The organism is Acinetobacter sp. 148 (assembly GCF_031196675.1).
Classification (GTDB): domain Bacteria; phylum Pseudomonadota; class Gammaproteobacteria; order Pseudomonadales; family Moraxellaceae; genus Acinetobacter; species Acinetobacter baumannii.
Genome location: NZ_JAVIMT010000071.1, coordinates 98,410 through 120,198 on the forward strand (window position 1 = coordinate 98,410; position 21,789 = coordinate 120,198).

A 21,789-nucleotide genomic window follows, 5' to 3' on the forward strand; every position below is an offset into this window, starting at 1 on the left:
GAAAAGATTAACGGTGAGTTTTTCATCCGATTTGTGTATGGATTTTGGGTGGGTTGGCTTAAAATGCAATAAAATTGTCAGACAATGACATAGTTTTTAATGGATGGGATCAGTTAAAAACAAGGATGCGAAAGAAAAGCATGGATTAATGCATATAAAAAGTAGCGGGTGATTTATGAATCTCGAAGAGACAGAAAGTCTTTCTGAGCAAATTGTCAAATATATTAGCGAACAGATTATTAGTGGCGAATTGGTTGAAGGCGAACGCATACAAGAGCTTCGTATCGCTAAAGAACTTGACGTAAGTAGGGGATCAGTTCGTGAGGCGCTATTATTACTCGAGCGTACGCATCTCATTGAAATTTTTCCGCGTCGTGGTGCAATTGTTTCGGAAATGTCGGCACAACAGGTCAAAGCGTTGTTTGATACAAATATGATGTTATTGGGGCATATTGTACAACGCATAAGCGAAACATGGCGTGCCCATGAAGCTGATCAATTACAGCTCTTGTTAGAACAGCTTCTTGAGCATGTAAAAGCAGGCGATATCGAAAAATTCTACGATGCTATTTTCCAATATCTTGCTGAACAACAAGATATGGTCGGTAATCCTTATTTAATGAAATTTTATAAAGAATTATTACCATCATTACGTCGTAGTTATTTTTTGACGCTAAATACCTCTAAACGGGAAGTACAAGAAGCGTTTGCATTATTTAAACTCGTGACTGATGCAATTTTAATCCGAAAATCACAACAAGCTGCTTTATTTATGGAAGATTTTTGTCGACACTTACGTAACCTTGTGTTGGAATCGCTGACACGAATGAAACAGATTGAATTGGCTTGGGCGAGACGCTCACGCCGCTAGTTAGGGCATTATGCGTTTAAGCAGTTTAAAACTTTCCGGCTTTAAATCTTTTGCAGATAGTACAACTTTAAATTTTAAGGCGAACCGCACAGCAGTGGTTGGTCCAAATGGTTGTGGCAAATCCAATGTTATTGATGCGATCCGCTGGGTGATGGGGGAGTCAAACGCTCGTCAGCTGCGTGGTGGTAGCATGCAAGATGTTATTTTTACCGGAACATCCAAGCGTAAGCCTGTTGGGGTTGCCAGTGTAGAACTGCGTTTTGACAATACCTATGGCAAATTAGGTGGAGCTTATAACGCTTATAATGAGCTCGCAGTTCGTCGTCAGGTGACTCGCGAAGGTAAATCTGAGTATTTCTTAAATGGTACACGTTGCCGCCGCCGTGATATTACTGACATTTTCTTGGGAACAGGGTTAGGGCCACGCTCTTACGCAGTCATTGAACAAGGCATGATCAACCGCTTGGTTGATGCCAAGCCTGAAGAAATGCGTATTTTCATTGAAGAAGCGGCAGGTGTTTCACGCTATCAAGCGCGTCGACGCGAAACCTTGCAACATCTTGAACATACGGAGCAAAACCTTTCACGCTTGGAAGATATTGCGCTTGAGTTAAAATCGCAGCTTAAAACGCTTAAACGCCAGTCAGAAGCAGCAGTTCAATATAAAACATTAGAAAGCCAGATTCGTACACTCAAAATTGAAATTTTGTCTTTTCAGGCAGAGAAAAGTGTACGTCTACAAGAAGAATATACCGTTCAAATGAATGAACTGGGGGAAACTTTTAAATTAGTTCGTTCAGAATTAAGTACGATTGAACATGATTTAGAATCTACCAGTGCTTTATTTCAGAGACTTATTCAGCAATCTTCACCGTTACAGCAAGAATGGCAACAAGCTGAAAAGAAACTGTCTGAACTGAAAATGACTCTAGAGCAAAAACAAAGTTTATTTCAGCAAAATAGTACAACTCTCGTTCAGTTAGAACAGCAAAAAGCCCAAACTAAAGAACGTTTACAGCTTTCTGAATTGCAACTCGAAACACTGAATAGCCAGTTAGAAGAGCAAACCGAAGCTTTAACTGCAATTGAGCATACAGCAGCTGAAGCAGAGCAAAGTTTTGCCGGTTTACAATCACAGCAACGGCAAGCGCAGCAACAATTTGAGCAAGTAAAAGCTCAGGTTGAAAAACAACAGCAGCAAAAAATGCAAATGTCTGCTCAAATCGAGCAATTAGGCAAAAATGTTCAGCGCATTGAACAGCAAAAAGAAACGCTGCAACATCAAGCAAACCAGATCCAATCGCAAGTACACGAAGATGAACAAGGCGAGCTTGAGCAATTACAGCAGCAGCTTTGTCTTGAAATCTCAACGCTAGAAGCGGAAATTGAGCAGTATGTGCAGCGTATTGAACAAGCTCAACAATCGTATCAGGCAAATAAAAACCAGCAGCAAACGTTAAAAACAGAAATACAGGTCTTATTATCAGAGCAGAAAAACTTAAGCCAGCTTGTTGCTAAACAAAGTCCAAAGCAAAACCAAGATACGCTACGTTTAATGCAGGCTTTAGAGTTAACAGAGCAGGGCAAACCACACGCGCAGATTATTGAAAAGTTTTTAGCAAAATGGTTGCAGGCACATATTGTTGAAACTGAACAAGCCTTTCAGGAAGGAATTGCTCGCCAGTTAAAGCCTTCAGAGCAATCAAGCAAATTTAAGGGGAACCTGATTTGCTTGAATGATTGGATTGCATCGCCACAGCTATCAATATTCTCGAATGTAGCAATTGCACAAGATTTATCTCATGCTTTAAATGAACAAAAACAACTGCAATATGGCCAGTCTATTTTGACTTTAGATGGTTATCATGTCGGGCAAGATTGGGTAATTGCTCTTATGTATGATGACGAAAGCCAAAGTGCGCAAGGTATGCTCAGTCATCGTATTCGTCTAGACGAAATTGAACAAGTTCTTCAAAAGCAGCAACCAGAATTACAAGCATTAGATCAAATTGTAGCTCAGCAAAAAGATGAGTTGGGACAGCTACAAGTTGACTTACAGCAAAAACAACAAGTCATTAAACAAAAACAAAAAGACTTGCAACAGCTTGATGTACAAATTGCCAAGCAACAAACCGCAGCACAAGCATTTTTATTGCAAAAACAGCAATTGAAAGATCAACTCGCTCAATTAGATACACAGCTTGAAGAAGATGCGATGCAAAAAGATGATCTGGAAATTGATTTGCATGCATTGGCAATGAAGCTCGAAACCATTTTACCTGACTATAAAACTTTACAATTTCAGGTAGAAGAATTAACAGAGCAGCTTGAAGAACAGCAACAAGTCTTGCAACAGCAGCAGCAAGAGCGCGAGATTTTACGACGTAATAGTACGCAGACAACTCAACAGATTGAGCTACTTGAAAAAGATATTTCTTTCTTGCAGAGCCAATATCAACAAATTACAGCGCAAATGGAACAGGCGAAAAAGTTTGTGGACCCTATTCAGTTAGAGCTGCCAAACCTTGAGTCAGAGTTTCAACAACAATTTGCTCAAACCGAAAAGCTGCAAAAGACATGGAATGAATGGCAGATTGAGCTTAATAGTGTCCAAGAGAAGCAACAAACGCTTACAGACCAACGCCATCAATACCAACAGCAAGATGAAAAGCTTAGAGAGCAGCTTGAAGCCAAACGTTTAGCATGGCAAGCCGCCAAGTCGGATCGTGAGCACTATCAAGAACAGCTCAAAGAGTTAAATGCCGAGCTTCAAACGGGTTTGAAAATAGATTTAACTGAACACCAGCAAAAACTAGAAAAAGTACAGAAACAGTTTGAAAAAATCGGTGCAGTTAACTTAGCTGCTTCACAAGAGTTTGAAGAAGTTTCTCAGCGTTTTGATGAGTTGAGCCACCAAATTCAAGACTTGGAAAATACGGTAACTCAGTTAAAAGATGCGATGAAGAGCATTGACCAAGAAACCCGTAAGTTGTTTATGTCGACTTTTGATCAGATTAATCAAGAGTTACAAAATCTATTTCCAAAAGTTTTTAATGGTGGTGAAGCCAGTTTAAGTCTTGAGGATGATTGGCAATCTGGGGTTAAGCTCATGGCGAGACCACCGGGTAAGAAAAACAGTTCTCTGGCATTACTTTCCGGTGGAGAAAAAGCGTTAACAGCGTTAGCATTAGTATTTGCTATTTTCAGGTTAAATCCGGCACCGTTTTGTGTACTCGATGAAGTGGACGCTCCACTCGACGATGCGAATGTACAGAGATATTGTAATTTGGTAAAAGAGCTTTCTGAACATGTACAATTCATTTACATTACACATAATAAGCTGGCGATGACCATGGCAACTGACTTGTTGGGTGTAACCATGCCTGAACCGGGTACATCAAAATTAGTCACTGTCAATTTAGAACAGGCAAAAGAATACGGGTTAGTTTCGGAGTCATAGAATGGAAATCAATACGATTATTGGCATCGTTGTTGCCATTATTATCATGCTAGTTGGCTTAAGAATGATTTTAAAAAAGCCGAACCATGCTGAACCCTCGCTAGACAGTGATTTGCATATTAATCCTGAAAGTAATCAACCGGTTATCCCTCGTCATGTACGAGATCAACTTGAACAGCCAGAAGTTACTGTTGCGTCAGCAGCCGTTGCTGAACGAGTGGAACCAACTTTAAGCGAGCCGGCACAGTCAGAAGAAAAGGGAACAAAAGAACTAGAACAGGCTTCACAAGCTCAAACAGTCCAGACACAAGTACCCGTTGAAAATACGCCAGTAGAAGTAGAAGAAGTTAAAGCTGAAGAAAATACTGTTAGCCCAACTGTAAGTGAAAATAGTTCAGTTGAGTTAGTTGATACCGTTTCTACTGAACCAGAAGTTGTTAGCTCATCAGAACCAAAAGTTGCAGAAGTGCAACCGAAAACTGAGCCGGAATTAAGCTTAAATCCAAATATCGAAACTGCTGAAATTGCTGAGTTTGATGGTGAAAGCAACATTCTTGATGTACATTTACATGAGCAGCAGCGTTTTGATGACGAAAGTGCGTTAGCAATGGCTGAGCAGATTATCGCATTAAATGTATATCCAAATCCGCGCCGTGCGTTATCGGGTGATAAAGCACTGAAAGTGCTTTTAAAATATGGTCTACGTTACGGTGAAATGTCTTGTTTCCACCGCTATGAAAATACCGATGAGCCAAGTGCATTGATGTTCTCTGTATTGCGTATGACTGATAATGGTCCTGCTGGTTTCGATTTAGAAACTTTATCGACTGAACAAGTTCAAGGCTTAGCATTTTTCCTTGCACTTCCAAACAGCAAAGCTGTTACCGGTTTTGACATGATGACCAGTATTGCAGGCCTTATTGCTCGTGAAATTGATGGTAAGGTTTATGATGAAAATAACCTTGAATTTACGCCACAGTTAAAAGAACATTGGCGCCATCATGTGATTGATTATCGTCCAGCACAGGAAACAGCCTAGTTTAAATTTTTGGTATAGGTTGCGATAATTGTAATATATCTAGTCGCAGCTCAGGGTGGAGAAATTTCCACCCTTTTTTATGGTGAATAAAATAATGGCAATAACTTCCGTGATCGAACAGATGCGTCAGCTTATTCAACTGATTGCAAAGCATAACCATGCCTACTATGTCATGGATCAGCCGACAATCTCGGACAGTGAATATGATCATTTATTTCATCAGTTAAAAGCTTTAGAAGAACAATATCCGGAACTTGTACAAGCCGACTCACCAACAACGAAAGTAGGTGGTCAAGCGCTTTCAAAATTTGAGAGTGTGACACATGTGGTGCCAATGCTTTCACTTGGTAATGTATTTAACCAAGAAGACTTATTTGCATTTGCACGCCGTGTAGAAGAGCGACTTCCGAACCAGAAAGTACAATATGAAGTTGAGTTAAAACTCGATGGCCTTGCGATTTCACTATGGTATGAAAATGGTGTACTCGTTCGCGGCGTAACCCGTGGGGATGGCGAAACGGGTGAAGTCATTACTCAAAATGTTAAAACCATTCGTAACTTACCTAAAGTTCTGCATTCAGAAAAATATGAAATACCTCGTCTACTTGAAGTACGTGGTGAAGTATTGATGCCAAAGTCTGGTTTTGAAAAACTCAATGCTGACCAAGAAGCAAAGGGAGAAAAAACCTTCGCTAACCCTCGAAATGCAGCCGCTGGAAGTTTAAGACAACTTGATCCAAATATTGCTGCTGCTCGACCTTTGGCATTTTATGCGTATGGGATTGCACAGTGTGAACCAAATCATGGCCTAACAACCATGCATGATAGCTTGCAATGGTTAACGGAACTTGGGTTCCAAATTGCTGAGCGTCAGTACTTGTGTAATTCAATTCAAGAAGTACAGCAGCGCTATGAGCAAATTCAGCAAGAACGTCCAAACTTGCAAGTTGAAATTGATGGCATGGTGGTGAAGGTTGATAACCTAAAACAGCAACAGCAGCTTGGTTTCTTAAGTCGTGAACCACGCTGGGCAACTGCTTATAAATTCCCGGCACAAGCTGCATTAACTACAGTTGAGCAGATTGACTGGCAAGTAGGGCGTACAGGGACTTTGACACCAGTAGCACGCTTAAACCCTGTTTTTGTAGGTGGTGTAACTGTTTCTAATGTAACGTTGCATAATATTGGGGAAATTCATCGTCTGGATGTACGCATTGGCGATACGGTAAGTGTATATCGTACGGGTGACGTGATCCCTAAAGTAGAAAAAGTTTGGCCGGAGTTCCGTCCTGCTGAAGCAGAAGTTGTTCATTTACCAGAGTCCTGCCCAGTATGTGCTTCGCCTGTAGTGATGCCTGAAGGTGAGGCTCTTGCACGTTGTTCAGGCGGTTTATATTGTGCTGCACAGCGTATTGAAGCCATTCGTCACTTTGTATCGCGTAAAGCGATGGATATCGAGGGTTTGGGAGATCGTTGGGTAGAATCTTTATTACGTCTCGATTTACTTAAAGATGTTGCTGATATTTACCATTTGCATGAGCACAGAGAAACTCTGTTGGGCATCGAAAAAATGGGAGAAAAGTCAGTACAGAACTTAATAGATGCGATTGAAGCAAGTAAGAAAACAACTCTAGCACGTTTTATTTATGCATTAGGTATTCGTGGAGTAGGTGAAACAACGGCTAGAATGTTAGCAAATACATTTCAGACACTTGAGGCTCTTAAAGCTGCGAATGTAGAAGCTTTAAAGAAAACTCCAGATGTAGGGGATATTACAGCAGAGTGGATTGCTGACTTTTTCTTGGCACCGCATAACATTGAAGTGCTCGATCGTTTAATTGCCGCAGGAATTCATTGGGATGCGCCAACAGCACCAACGCGACAACCTTTAAATGGTGAAAGCTGGGTACTTACAGGTACATTAGAGCAAATGACCCGTGATCAGGCCACTCAAATGCTACAAGCATTAGGTGCACGAGTAAGTGGGAGTGTTTCTAGCAAAACGAAATGTGTAGTTGCTGGTGAGAAGGCGGGTTCAAAATTAGAAAAAGCTGCAAAGTTAGGTATTCCTGTCATGAATGAAACAGATTTCTTATCACTCATGGCAGGCTATGGGCAAACTTTGAGCTAAAAGGTTAGCGAATAAGAACCATTGATTTTAGTTACAAATTTATAAATTGATGGTTTTTGCCATATTTGAACGCTTGTCTGAGCTTATAAATCGGACAAGCGTTTCTTTTTGCAAAGGAAATTTAAATAACTTAAACTGCAAATGCGTATGTTTCTCATTTTAATTTGATAAAAATCATAAACTTAACTATTTTTTGTTTTGCAATCATTTTTAAGTTTGCCCATAATAGACTCATACGATAGGAGATTTATTATGCGTGGCAATCCAGAAGTCATAGACTATTTAAATATGCTCATTGGCGGAGAGTTGGCTGCCCGTGATCAATATTTAATCCATTCTCGTATGTATGAAGATTGGGGCTTAAACAAGATTTATGAACGTATTGACCATGAGATGCAAGAAGAAGCGTCTCACGCCGATGCGATTATTCGTCGTGTATTATTTTTAGGTGCCAAACCAAACATGCATCGTGAAGATATCAATGTTGGTACAGACGTTGTATCTTGCTTAAAAGCTGATTTAGCACTTGAATATCATGTGCGTGAAAAATTAGCGACAGGTATTAAACTTTGTGAAGAAAAAGGCGACTACATCAGTCGTGACATGTTACGTCAACAATTATCAGATACTGAAGAAGACCATACTTATTGGCTTGAAAAACAGTTGCGTTTAATTGAACTGATTGGCCTACAAAATTATATCCAGTCTCAAATTTAATGACTTGAAAAACCCAGCTTAGGCTGGGTTTTTCATTGGCTCATTTTAATAAAATGAAGTCACCATTTAAATGTTAATTCTGCCAAATTGAATATATTCAAAGCCTTACTACATAAGGCTTTGGCAGTTACAAAAAAGTCAGAAAATTTGTATCAGACCCCATGTTTTTTTTGTGGAATTGGATATAATTTCGCCAACAAAAACCCTTGCCTAGAAATTTAATGAGGCAAGGGTTTTTCTATGGGGAATCGGTTGGTATGGATCGCCAATGGTTTTATGGTGAGCTTCGCGTATATGTTATTTTCCAAACCTGCTGTTTTAGATACAGCTACTCTCTTAAGTACACAACGATTAGCAACTCGTCTTAGCTTTTTTAGCTTGGGCTTTGCGATATCTGCATGGGCACCACTTATTCCGTATGCTCAGCAACGTTTAAACCTAAATCACGCAAATTTTGGTTTATTGCTGCTTTGTATGGGAATCGGCTCAATGATTGCTATGCCTGCGACAGGGGCTTTAGTTAAGCGTTGGGGATGTCGTCCATTAATTGCTGTGGCGACCATACTCTTGATGGTATTACTACCAAGTTTAACGATCTGGCATAGTCTTGTATCGATGGCTGTAGCGTTATTCATTTTTGGTACGGCAGCAGGTAGTCTTGGTGTTGCTATCAATTTACAAGCAGTTGTGGTGGAAAAGCACAGCTTACGTGCGCTCATGTCTAGTTTTCATGGTATGTGTAGCCTTGGCGGTTTAATCGGTGCCATGCTTGTCACAGCACTATTAGCAATTGGTCTTTCACCACTCATGAGCACATTGTCTGTGGTGATGGTTTTATTGGTGGTGAGCTTTGTTGCCATTCCATCTGCCTTAACAACATTTGAGCAAGATGAACAAGGTGCAGCGGAAATAACTGACGCGCCTAAAAAATCTTCACGTCCGAACGGTACGATCCTTTTGATTGGGATGATGTGTTTTATTGCCTTTTTGTCAGAAGGTGCAGCAATGGATTGGGGGGGAATTTATTTAACCAGTAAATACCAGCTTAATCCTGCCTTTGCTGGGCTGGCTTATACTTTCTTCGCGCTTAGTATGACAAGTGGTCGTTTTGCAGGCCATATCTTGTTAAAACAGTGGGGTGAGAAAACTATTGTGACTTATAGTGCAATTGTTGCTGCTCTTGCTATGGTCACTATTGTGATGGCACCTGTTTGGCAAGTTGTCGTATTGGGTTATGCACTTTTAGGTTTAGGCTGTTCTAATATTGTACCAGTCATGTTCTCTCGTGTTGGACGCCAAAATGATATGCCTAAAGCAGCGGCATTGTCTTTAGTGTCAACGATTGCTTATACAGGTTCATTAAGTGGCCCGGCCTTAATTGGTTTGATTGGCCAGTGGACTAGCCTAACCACTGTCTTATCAGGAGTGGCGGTTTTATTAACCATGATTGCTATACTCAATCGCTTTACTCTTGTGAAGGCAAAGTAATCTAAGCTTGCTTACCAACAGCGGAACATCGAGTAAAACATCCTCGATGTTCCATAAGCTTAAATTATTATAAGACATGGTAAGTGGGTTGATACTTTTCTTGTAAGGACAACTTAGACTTTGTGAATGTCGGAGAATTTTCTAAATCCTTCAAGAAATTATTTCGCCAATCGCTCAGGTCAGTAGCTGCTAAACCTTCTATTAACTGTTCATAACGATTAATACGTTCAGCTTTAGACATCTCTAGAGCGGTTTTTAAAGAATCCATCATGGCTGCTCTATCTAATGGATCAACAATCAATGCTTGAGTCATTTGTTCAGCAGCACCGGCATATTTAGATAAAATCAGCACACCTGGGTTCTCTGGATCTTGAGCCGCAATATATTCTTTTGCGACCAAATTCATACCATCACGTAATGAGCTAATCCAGCAAATGTCAGAACGACGATAAATATGCATCAAGCTGTCATGTTGAACTGTGTCGAAGCAACAGTCGATAGGTCGCCAATCTTCATGAGCAAACTCTTCATTAATCAGTTCTAATTTGGCCTTAAAGCGTTGGTATAAGCGTTGATAGGCCGGAATATCTGTACGTGAAGGCGTTGCAACTTGAAGGTGACGTACCAATCCATGATATTCAGGATTAGTTTCAAGAAAGGTTGCAAATGCATTGAAACGCTCAAGTAAACCTTTTGAATAATCAATCCGGTCAACCCCAATAATTGTTTTTTGACGTGGTATATCTTCAAAGTTAAATACGTATGGGGTATGAAAGGCCTGTTGTGCTTGGCGCTGAATAAGCTCTGGTTGAACACCAATAGGATAGGACTTAATCAAGATTTGACGTTTTTTATAACTGATTCTGTCGCTTAGTATTTTTTGAGCTTCAAGTAAGCCCATACAAGTTTGCATACAGGTGTTCTGATCGGTTTGAGTTTGTAAACCAATCACATCATATTGGCAAAGATCTTGGACCAATTGTAGTGCAACTGGGATCTTGCGCCAGATATTTAAGCTTGCGAAAGGAATATGCAAAAAGAAACCGATTTTATTTTGCATACCTAATTCACGGCAATGACGAGCTACGCTGAAAAAGTGATAGTCATGCACCCAAATCAGATCATCAGGCTGAGTAATCTGCTGTAATTTTTCAGCAAATAAACGATTTACCTTTTGGTAGGTATTATATTCTTCTGCATTATATTCGATCAGGTCATCTCGATCATGCATGGCAGGCCATAATACTTTATTGGCAAAACCACAGTAGTACTGTGCATATTGCTGATGTGTAAGAGGGCAGGTAATGTAGTCGATCCCATGAGAATATGCCTGATCGAATTCAGGCGCTTCAGTATCGGTAATTTGCTGACCATTCCAGCCTAACCAAATGCCGTTACTATCATTTAATGCGTCTTGTACAGCTACTGCAAGGCCACCTGCTGAAGCCTTACCCGATGGCATACTAATTCGATTCGATAACACGATTAATTTAGACATATTTGTTCTCCATTCTGATCTTGACTATTTTTGACGTATAACTTTTTTATTTTTTCTAGGAAGAAAAAAAGAAAATTAGAAACACTATTAATATCTTTTAATCTATATTGAGCTTCTGTTTCACCAGAACCTACTTTAATTGAAGTGCCAAACTGTTGATTAATAAAAGTGAAACCTGTTTCATCCGTTAAATCATCTCCTATAAATATGGGATGGGTTAGCGGTAAATTAAGATGATTTAATATTGTTTGTATTGCTTTGCCTTTATCTGCCTGTTTAGGTAATAATTCAACGACAAATTTTCCTCTATTTAATTTTAATTGAGGATAAAAATATTTAATCTGTTGCATAATATAAATTGCATTATTTTCTAATTCCGGGTTTTTTCGATAATGTAAAGCAATAGAATGTCCTTTATCCTCAATTAATAAATCGGGATATTTTTCACAAGAATTTATAATATCTTCTTTTAATTTTTGAAAATTAATATCGCTTAAATCTGGGCGAATATAAGTATCAGAATCAAAATAAATATCTAAACCATGTAAGCCCGCTATAGGTAATTCAATAGACTGAAGTAGCTTACTTGCTGTTTCAACATCACGTCCTGTTACAGCAATCACCGGTATATTTAATTCAATAATTTTTTTTATAACTTCTAAGGTAGTATTTGGAATAAAACTATGTTCAGGATGAATTTGAAATGGAGCTAATGTTCCATCAATATCCAGAAATAAACAATAATTTTTATCTGTAGGTAAGGTATTTATAATATCATTGGGTGTAACAAAATATGTATCTTTTTCTCTCCCATCAGATATTATACTTTGATTGTTCATATTTGCCTGCCCATATTTTTTGATCAATATTTAATCTTCTAACATTAAAATGAATTGATGAGTCATTTTTTTTAATAAAAAAACATAAGTATTAACATTAATTACATTGCATGATGGATTTATGGGTGAAGTGTGGATTATGTTGTTTTTTGATTTGCTTCAATGTTTAGATAATTAAATTTTTGTATATTTCATATAAATATTTTAGGTCTTATTTATCAATATATTTCAGAATATTTAACAGCCGTAAATAGTTGTTTTTAATTTTTTGAATTCAATTTTTATATTGATTTTAAAAGATATTTTAAATTGATATTAATATATAATTTCCATAAATTTGTCTTTGAGCGTGCATATGAAGTTACAAAATAAAATTTTATTGATTACAGGTTGGGGAGTAGGAATAGAACCTTTGCAATCGTTAAAATTAGGTTTAACGAAAGCTGGGTATGACACGCAACTTATTAATATTTTTAATGTTTTAGGTGGTGACTTTCACGAGCAGCTTGATTTTTTAACTGATATTGATGTGGTTGTAGGTTGGTCTTTAGGTGGACAGTTAGCAACATACCTGATTGACTTTTTTTATAAACAAACGGGCCAAACTAAAACGTTAATTACGCTTGCCTCTAATCCTTGTTTTGTGGCTAATACCTCGTGGCATACTGCTATGCCTGCTGATGTATTTAGTCAATTTAAAGCATCCTTTTTACAGAATCCCCAAGCTACTTTAAAACGTTTTTATTATTTAATTACACTTGGCTCATCTCAGGCAAAACAAGATTGGCTTAGTGTACAAAACATAGCAAATCCGCCCTCAAATAAACTGTTGTTAGAAGGTTTGCAAATGCTTGAGCAGCTAAATTTGGTAGATAACTTGAAAACCTATCCGGGACGACAGCTTCACCTGTTTGCTGAACAAGATAATGTCGTTCCTTGCAAGATTGTTGAAAATTTTAAAGATATAGTGACAGAAAACATGAGTTATAAGCTAATAAAAGATGCTACACATGCTTTTCCCTACTTACAGGTAGAAAGAACAATTGAAGAAATCTGCCAATTTTTAACAATTCATCAGCAAAGTTCATAAGCTTTGATTGATCTCGCAATTTTCTTTCATTCTTAACAGGTTTAACATGTGCTAAATGAAAGATTTGATTGCTGTAAAAGGGTATAGAGGATGACCGATAATTTTGATTTGGAACATATTTGGCATCCATATACTTCAATGACCCAACCTTTACCCACATTTAAAGTGAAGCGTGCCTATGGGGCAACGATTGAACTTGATGATGGTAGAACTTTAATTGATGGTATGTCATCTTGGTGGTGTGCAATTCATGGCTATAACCACCCTGAACTTAATCAGGCAGTGACCGACCAGCTACAAAATATGTCTCATATCATGTTTGGCGGTTTAACTCATGATCCTGCTATTGAACTTGGCAAAATTCTTTTAAAAATTACACCGCCGAGTCTCGATAAAATTTTTTATGCAGACTCAGGTTCGGTTGCCGTTGAAGTTGCTTTGAAAATGGCTGTGCAATTCTGGACAGCACAAGGCCAGCCACAAAAAACAAATTTTATTACTACACGTTCTGGTTATCACGGTGATACATGGAATGCGATGTCTGTTTGTGATCCAGTGACAGGCATGCATCAGATTTTTGGTACCAGCTTACCGAACCGTCTTTTTGTAGCAGCTCCGCAAACCAAATTTCATGAGGAGTGGAACCGAGAAGATATTGCCGAGTTAGAGCAAGCTATTCAGCAAAATCATGAAAACCTTGCTGCACTGATTATTGAGCCGATTGTCCAAGGGGCAGGAGGCATGCGCTTTTATCACCCTGAATATTTACGTCAGGCTAAAGCGCTTTGTGAAAAATATCATCTGTTGTTAATTTTTGATGAAATTGCCACTGGTTTTGGCCGTACAGGTAAGCTCTTTGCTTGGGAACATGCTCAAGTCGAGCCGGATATTATGTGCCTAGGTAAAGGGTTAACAGGCGGTTATATGACTTTGTCTGCGACCTTAACGACAAAGTATGTAGCAGAAACCATTAGTCGCGGTGAGGCTGGGGTATTTATGCACGGCCCAACTTTTATGGCCAATCCACTCGCTTGTGCCGTTGCTTTAAAAAGTACGCAATTATTAATTGAGCAAGATTGGCAGGCCAATATTAAGCGAATTGAGCAACAGCTTAGCCAATATTTAATGCCTTTAAATCAGCTTGATTATGTTGCTGATGTACGAGTGCTCGGTGCAATTGGTGTGGTAGAACTCACCTTTAATGTCGATATGAAAACTTTACAGCAACAATTTGTAGAGCGTGGAATCTGGATTCGTCCTTTTGGAAAATTAGTTTATGTCATGCCGCCTTATGTCATCACTCAACAAGAGTTAAGTGACTTGCTCGAACAGTTGGTTGAAGTAGTTAAAACGATGCAGGGGGCACATTAAGATGTCATTGCTCGATCATTTTGCTACAGAGTTAGATGAGTTAAAACGACAAGGTAATTTCAGACAATTTACCCAAAATGTGCAGCATGGCCGTTTTATTACAATTCAAAATAAAACGATGCTCAATTTAGCTTCAAATGACTATCTTGGGTTGGCAGCTGATATTGATCTTCGCCAAGAATTTTTAGATTGCTATCCATTAGAACGTAGCTATTTTAGTTCTTCATCTTCACGTTTATTAACGGGCAATTTTGATGAATATGAACAGTTGGAAAATAGCCTAAGCCAAGCATTTGGTGGTCGGGCGGCTCTATTATTTAATAGTGGCTACCATATGAATATTGGTATTTTGCCCGCTGTTGCTGATAGTAAAACTTTAATTCTGGCAGATAAGTTAGTTCATGCCAGTATGATTGATGGGATCCGTTTGTCTGGTGCCCAGTATGTGCGGTATCGACATAATGATTTACAGCATTTAGAGCAACTTCTACAAAAGTATCATGATGATGACCAGATTGAACGAATCATTGTGGTCACGGAAAGTATTTTTAGTATGGATGGCGATGAAACAGATTTAACCGCTTTAGTCCAGCTTAAAAAACGCTTTGCTAAAACCATGTTATATGTCGATGAAGCGCATTCAATTGGCGTACGTGGACAGCAGGGTTTAGGGTGTGCCGAACAATATAATGTAATTCAGGAAATTGATTTTCTAGTTGGTACCTTGGGTAAAGCGCTAGCAGCAGTCGGTGGTTATATTATTTGCCATCCAATTATTAAAGATTATCTCATTAATAAAATGCGCCCGCTTATTTTTAGTACTGCTCAACCTCCGATTGTTATGGCTTGGGCAAATTTTATTTTTCAAAAAGTATTAAACGCTCAATCTCAACGTAAACATTTAAAAAATATTAGCCAATATCTTCAACAAGCAGTGGTGCAAAAGGGGTATGTGAGTCCATCGACTAGCCATATTATTCCAGTGATTGTGGGAGAAAGTCAGGCTGCTATCGATAAGGCGAAACAGGTTCAGGAAAGCGGTTTTTATGCCATGCCTGTACGTCCACCAACAGTACCTAAAAATAGTTCGCGTTTGCGCATTTCCTTAACATCAATGGTTGAGCAACATGAACTTGAAGCCTTGGTGAGTTTCCTGTGAGTTTGAATAAAAATTTGGTTGCCCAACGTTTTGCTAAAGCAGGGCAAAGCTATTCAAAGCATGCAATTGTCCAAAAACAAATTTGCCAAAACTTAACGAACTTACTAAAGCAATTTTGTCCAAGCACGATGTCACGTGTCTTTGAAATTGGTTGTGGTTCTGGCAATTTAACTCGTCTGCTTGTTGAATCTTTTCAAATTGAAGATTTAGTTTTAAATGATTTGTATGCAGAGGTGCAACAGCACTTTAATCATGAAGAACATGTGAAATGGTTAATTGGAGACGTTGAAACCTTAGAACTCCCTCAGCAGCTCGATATGATTGTTTCCGGTTCAGCTTTGCAATGGATGCAAGATTTACCACGGTTACTTCAACATTGCGATGCTGCTTTAAATGAGCAAGGCTGGCTATGCTTTTCAACATTTGGTCCTAAAAACCTCATTGAAATTAAAGAGTTAACTGGACAAGGTTTAAATTATTGGAATCTTGAAAATTGGAATAGTGCCTTAACTCAGGCTGGTTTTGAGATTTTGCATTTGGCACAGTCAGAAACTCAGCTTTATTTCGATTCGCCTAAAGCTGTGTTGCAGCATTTAAAAGCAACAGGTGTAACAGCAACTGCTCAGCATCGTTGGACTAAGCAATCTTTACAGCAGTTTTATCAAGATTATGACCGGTTTAAGCACACCGAGGGGTACTCCCTAACATATCACCCGATTTATTGTATTGCCCGGAGAATGAAGTAAATGAGTGGCCAGATCTATTTTGTGAGTGGGATTGATACCGAAATTGGTAAAACCTACGCGACAGGTTTCTTAGCAAAATTATGGACTGAGCAGGGGAAAAAAGTAATTACCCAAAAACTTATTCAAACAGGTAATGCTGATATCTCTGAGGATATCCAGAAGCATCGTGAAATTATGGGGCAAGGCTGGTTTCAGGAAGATCATGACAAGCTGACTATGCCGGAAATCTTTAGTTATCCTGCTTCACCTCATTTAGCAACGCGTCTTGATAACCGAGAGATCGATATTCAAAAAATTGAGAATGCGACTCAAACATTGGCTGAGCGTTTTGAAATTGTATTGTTAGAAGGTGCAGGTGGCTTAATGGTACCCTTAACCACCAGTTTACTTACTATTGATTACGTTGCTCAGCATCAGTTTCCTGTTATTTTGGTGACGTCTGGTCGTTTGGGGAGTATTAACCATACATTGCTTAGTCTCGAGGCACTTAAGTCACGTGGTCTGAAATTAAAAGCTTTGGTTTACAACCTAAAAGATGAATCAAAAGATCCATTAATCTCTCAAGATACTTCAAATTATTTGAAGGACTATTTAGCCATTCATTTCCCTGAAGCTGAATGGATTGAATTAGCAAAAATGAATGAATTAAAAAATTAGGCCATAAAAAACCGCTCTAAATTGAGCGGTTTTTTTGATTTAAAAGCTTTACTTAGAACTTTTTAAATCCACGGTTAAAACCAGTCGATTTGCGCTGATTGCCTGTGTTAGCTGGCGCTTCTTTTTCATCATCACGACGTTGCTGACGTAAGTAACCACCACGGCGTGCTGCCATTGGCTTTTCTGTCATACGTTCAGTGCGACGTTTTGCCATACCAAATAAGCCTGTACCTTGACGTGGTTTTAACTCAACAGATTTTGCCAAGTTATCGATGTCAGTTTTGTCGAGTTCCATCCAGCGACCAGTACGTAATTCGCGTGGTAAAATGACTGTACCGTAGCGAGTACGCAATAAGCGGCTTACTTTAAGGCCTTGTGATTCAAAAATACGGCGTACTTCACGGTTACGGCCTTCTTTCACTACAACTTGATACCAGCGGTTAATACCTTCACCACCAATTTCAGAGAAAGATTCGAATTTGGCAGGGCCATCTTCAAGCTCTACACCATTGACCATGTTTTGACGTAATTGTGGTGTTACTTCACCCATTACACGTACAGCATATTCACGTTCAATTTCATTAGATGGATGCATTAAGCGGTTAGCAAGCTCGCCATCGTTTGTAAAAAGTAATAAACCTGTACTGTTAATATCTAGACGGCCTACCATTACCCAACGGTCATTTGCAATTTGTGGTAAATGATCAAATACGGTTGGACGCTTTTCAGGGTCATTACGTGAACAGATTTCACCCTCTGGTTTATAATAAATCAGTACACGACGACGAATTTCATCTTCGATCTGGAACTGAACTTTACGGCCATCAATGCGTAATTCATCGCCTGGTTCAATGCGCTCGCCAACTTGGGCAACGCGGCCGTTCACACTCACGCGTCCTGCGGCAATAACCTCTTCCATATATCGGCGAGAACCTAATCCGATTCGCGCTAATACTTTTTGCAATTTTTCACTCATGACAGCACAACCTTAGACATAATGATCAACAGTCCACCTCTTTATGACTTCGGTGCATTTGCATCGAGAGCCATAAATGCTTCCTTGGCGTTCTGCAGGGGAGGCAATTGGCCTAGAGAGGCTAGACCAAAAGCATTCAGAAATTGAGGCGTTGTAATTAGCAACGCAGGTCTTCCGGGTAAATCTCTAAAACCGGCTTCTTTAATCCAGTTCCAGTCAAATAGCGTTCTGAGAATCTGACTATTATTAGATACACCACGAATTTGTTCAATATCAGCACGTGTGACTGGTTGATGATACGCAATGACAGCCAACGTTTCTAGTAATGATGGCGACAGTTTTGTTGGTCGCTCTGGCCAAATCTGCGCAATGATATTGCGATATTTGGATCTTACCTGAAAACGAAAGCCCTGCGCAGTTTCAATCAACTCAATGGAACGGCCATGTTGTAACAGGGCAAGCTGTTGTAAAAGCTGACGAAGCTGTTGTTTGTTATATTGATTATTAAATGCTTCTTTTAAACGGGCAATTGAGACAGGCGCTTCACTAGCAAAAATAATGGCTTCAAGCTGTAATAAAACTTCATGATGAATATCGGCTAATGACAAATCATTATTATTTTGTTCAAAACTGCTCATATTGAAGACCCTTGAATAGCTAGTGGAGCTTCAACTCCTGTAGCAATAATCTTAATCTTTTGTTGTCGGGTCAATTCTAAAACAGCCATAAAAGTTACAACCATTCCCATACGGCCTTGTTGGGGATTAAGTAATTCTTTAAAACTTAACACGTCGCCTGACTCTAATTTCTCTTCAATATAAGCAATACGTTCTTCTAACAGTACAGGCTCTTGCGCAATTGTGTGTGTTACAGGTTCCGGACGGTTAAATACACAGAACAAAGCATCGTGTAATGCTGAAACATCATAACCTTCATAAACAGGTGCAATATGACCTAAGCTTACATTGGCACTGAATGTATCACGGTCAAGAACTGGCATTTGGCCTAAACGTTCAGCGGCTTGTTTAATGCGTAAATAAGTTTCGAGTCGATCAATAAGATCTTGTTTAGGATCTTTTTCGATGCTTACTACAGTAGGCTTAGGTAAAAGTAAGCGAGATTTCAAATCAGCCAATAAAGCAGCCATGACCATATAGTCGGCAGTCAGCTCAATGTTTAAGGATTTCATACTATCCATATAAGCCAAATATTGAGTTGCAATAGGAGCAATATCAAGCTGGATGAGATCAAAACCGTTTTTTTGAATCAGATAAATTAAAAAGTCGAGTGGTCCTTCAAACTGTTCGAGCAAAATCTCAAAGGCAGCTGGAGGAATATAAAGATCCTCAGGAATCGTATCGTGCCACTCATCTAAAACACGGATGTGTGGAACGTCTTCCATGGATTGATGAAGTGATTGGTTCATTACGATTATAAGCCACGCGAATTTTCAAAAGCATGAGACTTGTTTTTCAAGTCAATAAGAGCTGTAGCAGAAGAACAGCAGATAGTGAGAAGCATTCTAAAGGAATTGTGACTTTTAATAAATTGCTTAACGACTAAAGTGTAAAAAAAATCCAAACTAAATAAAGAGTATTTTTTTTCTTGATAATGCTTTTTTTTAAACTATTGGTAAAAAATGAAAAGTAAGTGCTTATTCAAAAGCACTTACATCACCGACACCACGACGAATAATTTCAGGATGCTCACCTGATAAATCAACAATACTCGTGGTTGTTAAAGTACCAAAACCGCCATCAATAAAGACATCAATACGCTTAGCTAATTGATTTTCAATATCGTAAGGATCATCTAGTGGATCTTCTTGCCCCGGTAAAATTAATGTACTGGTGAGTAAAGGTTCACCGAGCTCTTTTAATAAAGCCTGACAAATTGGATTACTCGGAATACGTAGACCAATCGTTTTCTTTTTAGGGTGCATTAACCTACGTGGAACTTCACTGGTTGCCGGTAAAATGAAAGTGGTGATGGCTGGTGTATTTGCCTTTAGTAAACGGTACGTCGCATTATCAACTTTGGCATAAGTCGCGATATCTGATAAATCGCAACACATAATTGCATATTGATGTTTAGGACCTAAACCACGAATCTGGGCAATCCGTTCCATCGCATTTTTATTACCAATCTGGCATCCGATTGCATAGGCAGCATCGGTAGGGTAGACCACAACATCTCCGGCACGAATACGCTCAACCGCTTGTTCAATGAGGCGTTGCTGTGGATTTTCAGGATGTACATGTAAATGCAGCATATTTTAGAGACTCCATCACGCCATTATTAAAAATAGTATTAGACCTTTCAAACTTATGAAGCAAGTAACTTACGTAGTTTTTTTGTCATTTAATCAAGGAGTTCACGTTTAAATTCATTTAATTGTAATGCTGCACCTGCTCGCGTACATTGGCAAATACATTCAATGAATCTTGCTGCATCGGCAGGCAACTTTGCTTCACCAGAAAAGTAACGTTGAACTTGGGCATAAATATTATCTTTAAACTTTCTGCCATCTCCACCATCGCCCGTAAGGTTATCTAGCGAGACTCTGAATTTTCTGCCAAAAGACTGTGCAAATAACCATTCAATGGCTTGAGGTTTGATTTCTACTTGTTCAAATAAATCTTGCTGTTCTTTAGTTCTGCCATCTGGCGCATACCAATAACCTAAATCGGGTAATAGGCGACGTTTTGCACCTGCAATTGTCCAATGGCTAATTTCGTGAAGAGCACTATTGAAAAAACCATGAGCAAATTGAATTTTCGCTGGCTCATGATCGTTCGCCGGGAAATATTCTGGTTCAAATTCTCCACGAACTAATGTCACATTATGGTGGGAAAACCAGTGATTAAAGTGTAAAATAAGCCAATCAACTTGCTCAGACTCTAATTTTGAGCTTGGCCATGGTGAGAGTTGCACCACGTCAGGTAAAAGAGGGTTCTGGTGGGTTGAATGGGTGCAAACGAGTAATGAAGTGTTAACTTCAGGTTGCGGCTGCAACAGGTGCATTGCTTAATTTACCCCGAGTTCTGTCTAAAGAAGTACAAAATTGTATCTTAATCTTTGACAGAGTACCGATGAATTTGTAGAATTGCCGCCTTAATTATGTCAGCAAATACCTTTCCGGCACAGATTGAGCCGTTTAAATGGGCTGAACAAGGCTTTACATGGTCAGGTCAACTGCCATTGTCTCGCTTTGCTCGTATTGCTCGTGAAGCTGTTGGGTCAATTGATAACCAATTGATCAACATAGACTGTAAGCTATCAATGGATGCCTATCATCGCATTGTGTGGTTAGATGGTCACATGGAAACAAAAGTTCCAATGGAGTGCCAACGTTGTTTGGAACCTGTTGAAATGCCAATTGTTTCTGACTTTCATATTGCACTTGTAGATGATGAGTCACTGATAGAGCGCTTGGATGAGGATGCTGATTTCATCGTTTTAGGTGAAAGTGAGTCTTCGACAAAAGGTGATTTTGATACACCTGCCTCGATCAACTTACTCGCATTACTAGAAGATGAACTGTTATTGTTGATGCCTTTATCTCCCAAGCATGATGCTTGTGAACATAAACATCAACCTACCATTCAGAACGTTGTCGAAGAGAAACGGGATAATCCGTTTGATGTTTTGGCAGGTTTGAAGGGTAAACTTAACTCATAATTTGTGTTATGATTATGGGATAAGACAACTGAATTTGTTCTGATCCATTTTTTCGATCTTTGTAAG

At 39.1% G+C, this 21,789-nt stretch carries 19 protein-coding genes; 12 read left to right on the plus strand and 7 right to left on the minus strand.

Features of this window, described 5'->3' with window-relative positions; genetic code table 11:
* Positions 1–175 precede the first annotated feature (175 nt).
* From RFX69_RS12760 to RFX69_RS12785, 6 genes are all read left to right on the plus strand, one after another.
* On the plus strand, positions 176–871 hold the full coding sequence (locus RFX69_RS12760; RefSeq protein WP_289332882.1) for a GntR family transcriptional regulator: 696 nt from the start codon (positions 176–178) through the stop codon (positions 869–871).
* A gap of 10 nt (positions 872–881) precedes the next feature.
* A complete protein-coding gene (smc, locus tag RFX69_RS12765) occupies positions 882–4,331 on the plus strand; it encodes a chromosome segregation protein SMC (RefSeq protein ID WP_045900373.1) in 3,450 nt (1,149 codons plus the stop codon).
* Between the two features lies 1 nt (position 4,332).
* Positions 4,333–5,370 carry a cell division protein ZipA C-terminal FtsZ-binding domain-containing protein gene (locus tag RFX69_RS12770; protein WP_289332883.1) on the plus strand — a complete coding sequence of 346 codons (1,038 nt, stop codon included), beginning with the start codon at positions 4,333–4,335 and terminating at the stop codon, positions 5,368–5,370.
* 94 nt (positions 5,371–5,464) lie between these two features.
* Entirely contained in the window at positions 5,465–7,501 is a 2,037-nt protein-coding gene (gene ligA / locus RFX69_RS12775) for an NAD-dependent DNA ligase LigA (protein ID WP_289332884.1), read from the plus strand.
* Between the two features lie 252 nt (positions 7,502–7,753).
* Positions 7,754–8,218, plus strand: a complete 465-nt coding sequence (gene bfr / locus RFX69_RS12780; protein ID WP_001214863.1) for a bacterioferritin — start codon at positions 7,754–7,756, stop codon at positions 8,216–8,218.
* 294 nt (positions 8,219–8,512) lie between these two features.
* The gene (locus tag RFX69_RS12785) at positions 8,513–9,706 is read left to right on the plus strand and encodes an MFS transporter (protein ID WP_001992131.1); all 1,194 of its coding nucleotides are present in this window, start codon (positions 8,513–8,515) and stop codon (positions 9,704–9,706) included.
* 67 nt (positions 9,707–9,773) lie between these two features.
* Here RFX69_RS12785 and RFX69_RS12790 read toward each other — a convergent pair whose 3' ends face one another.
* Entirely contained in the window at positions 9,774–11,204 is a 1,431-nt protein-coding gene (locus RFX69_RS12790; RefSeq protein WP_289332885.1) for a trehalose-6-phosphate synthase, read from the minus strand.
* The gene (gene otsB / locus RFX69_RS12795) at positions 11,192–12,043 is read right to left on the minus strand and encodes a trehalose-phosphatase (RefSeq protein WP_114253396.1); all 852 of its coding nucleotides are present in this window, start codon (positions 12,041–12,043) and stop codon (positions 11,192–11,194) included. The genes RFX69_RS12790 and otsB overlap by 13 nt, the downstream gene beginning before the upstream one ends.
* Before the next feature lie 355 nt (positions 12,044–12,398).
* Here otsB and RFX69_RS12800 point away from each other — a divergent pair, with 355 nt between their 5' ends.
* From RFX69_RS12800 to bioD, 5 genes are all read left to right on the plus strand, one after another.
* Positions 12,399–13,133, plus strand: a complete 735-nt coding sequence (locus RFX69_RS12800) for a hydrolase (RefSeq protein WP_289332886.1) — start codon at positions 12,399–12,401, stop codon at positions 13,131–13,133.
* A gap of 90 nt (positions 13,134–13,223) precedes the next feature.
* Positions 13,224–14,504 carry an adenosylmethionine--8-amino-7-oxononanoate transaminase gene (gene bioA, locus RFX69_RS12805; RefSeq protein ID WP_000131440.1) on the plus strand — a complete coding sequence of 427 codons (1,281 nt, stop codon included), beginning with the start codon at positions 13,224–13,226 and terminating at the stop codon, positions 14,502–14,504.
* Position 14,505: 1 nt separating this feature from the next.
* The gene (locus RFX69_RS12810; RefSeq protein WP_000054329.1) at positions 14,506–15,663 is read left to right on the plus strand and encodes an 8-amino-7-oxononanoate synthase; all 1,158 of its coding nucleotides are present in this window, start codon (positions 14,506–14,508) and stop codon (positions 15,661–15,663) included.
* The gene (bioC, locus tag RFX69_RS12815) at positions 15,660–16,409 is read left to right on the plus strand and encodes a malonyl-ACP O-methyltransferase BioC (protein WP_000055881.1); all 750 of its coding nucleotides are present in this window, start codon (positions 15,660–15,662) and stop codon (positions 16,407–16,409) included. Before RFX69_RS12810 ends, bioC begins: the two co-directional genes overlap by 4 nt.
* Positions 16,410–17,066: a dethiobiotin synthase gene (gene bioD / locus RFX69_RS12820; RefSeq protein WP_289332887.1), complete on the plus strand. Its 657-nt coding sequence runs from the start codon at positions 16,410–16,412 to the stop codon at positions 17,064–17,066.
* 52 nt (positions 17,067–17,118) lie between these two features.
* Here the strand turns inward: bioD and rluB are convergent, their stop codons facing one another.
* From rluB to RFX69_RS12845, 5 genes are all read right to left on the minus strand, one after another.
* Positions 17,119–18,042, minus strand: a complete 924-nt coding sequence (gene rluB / locus RFX69_RS12825) for a 23S rRNA pseudouridine(2605) synthase RluB (RefSeq protein ID WP_001291249.1) — start codon at positions 18,040–18,042, stop codon at positions 17,119–17,121.
* 41 nt (positions 18,043–18,083) lie between these two features.
* Entirely contained in the window at positions 18,084–18,680 is a 597-nt protein-coding gene (scpB, locus tag RFX69_RS12830; RefSeq protein ID WP_000093856.1) for an SMC-Scp complex subunit ScpB, read from the minus strand.
* On the minus strand, positions 18,677–19,468 hold the full coding sequence (locus tag RFX69_RS12835; protein WP_001076479.1) for a ScpA family protein: 792 nt from the start codon (positions 19,466–19,468) through the stop codon (positions 18,677–18,679). Before RFX69_RS12835 ends, scpB begins: the two co-directional genes overlap by 4 nt.
* A gap of 228 nt (positions 19,469–19,696) precedes the next feature.
* Complete coding sequence (locus tag RFX69_RS12840; RefSeq protein ID WP_000902820.1) at positions 19,697–20,314, minus strand: L-threonylcarbamoyladenylate synthase; 618 nt, start codon at positions 20,312–20,314, stop codon at positions 19,697–19,699.
* A gap of 89 nt (positions 20,315–20,403) precedes the next feature.
* Entirely contained in the window at positions 20,404–21,066 is a 663-nt protein-coding gene (locus RFX69_RS12845; protein ID WP_289332888.1) for an elongation factor P hydroxylase, read from the minus strand.
* A 96-nt stretch (positions 21,067–21,162) separates the two neighbouring features.
* Between RFX69_RS12845 and RFX69_RS12850 the strand changes: the two genes are divergently transcribed.
* The gene (locus RFX69_RS12850; RefSeq protein ID WP_001275712.1) at positions 21,163–21,723 is read left to right on the plus strand and encodes a DUF177 domain-containing protein; all 561 of its coding nucleotides are present in this window, start codon (positions 21,163–21,165) and stop codon (positions 21,721–21,723) included.
* Positions 21,724–21,789 lie beyond the last annotated feature (66 nt).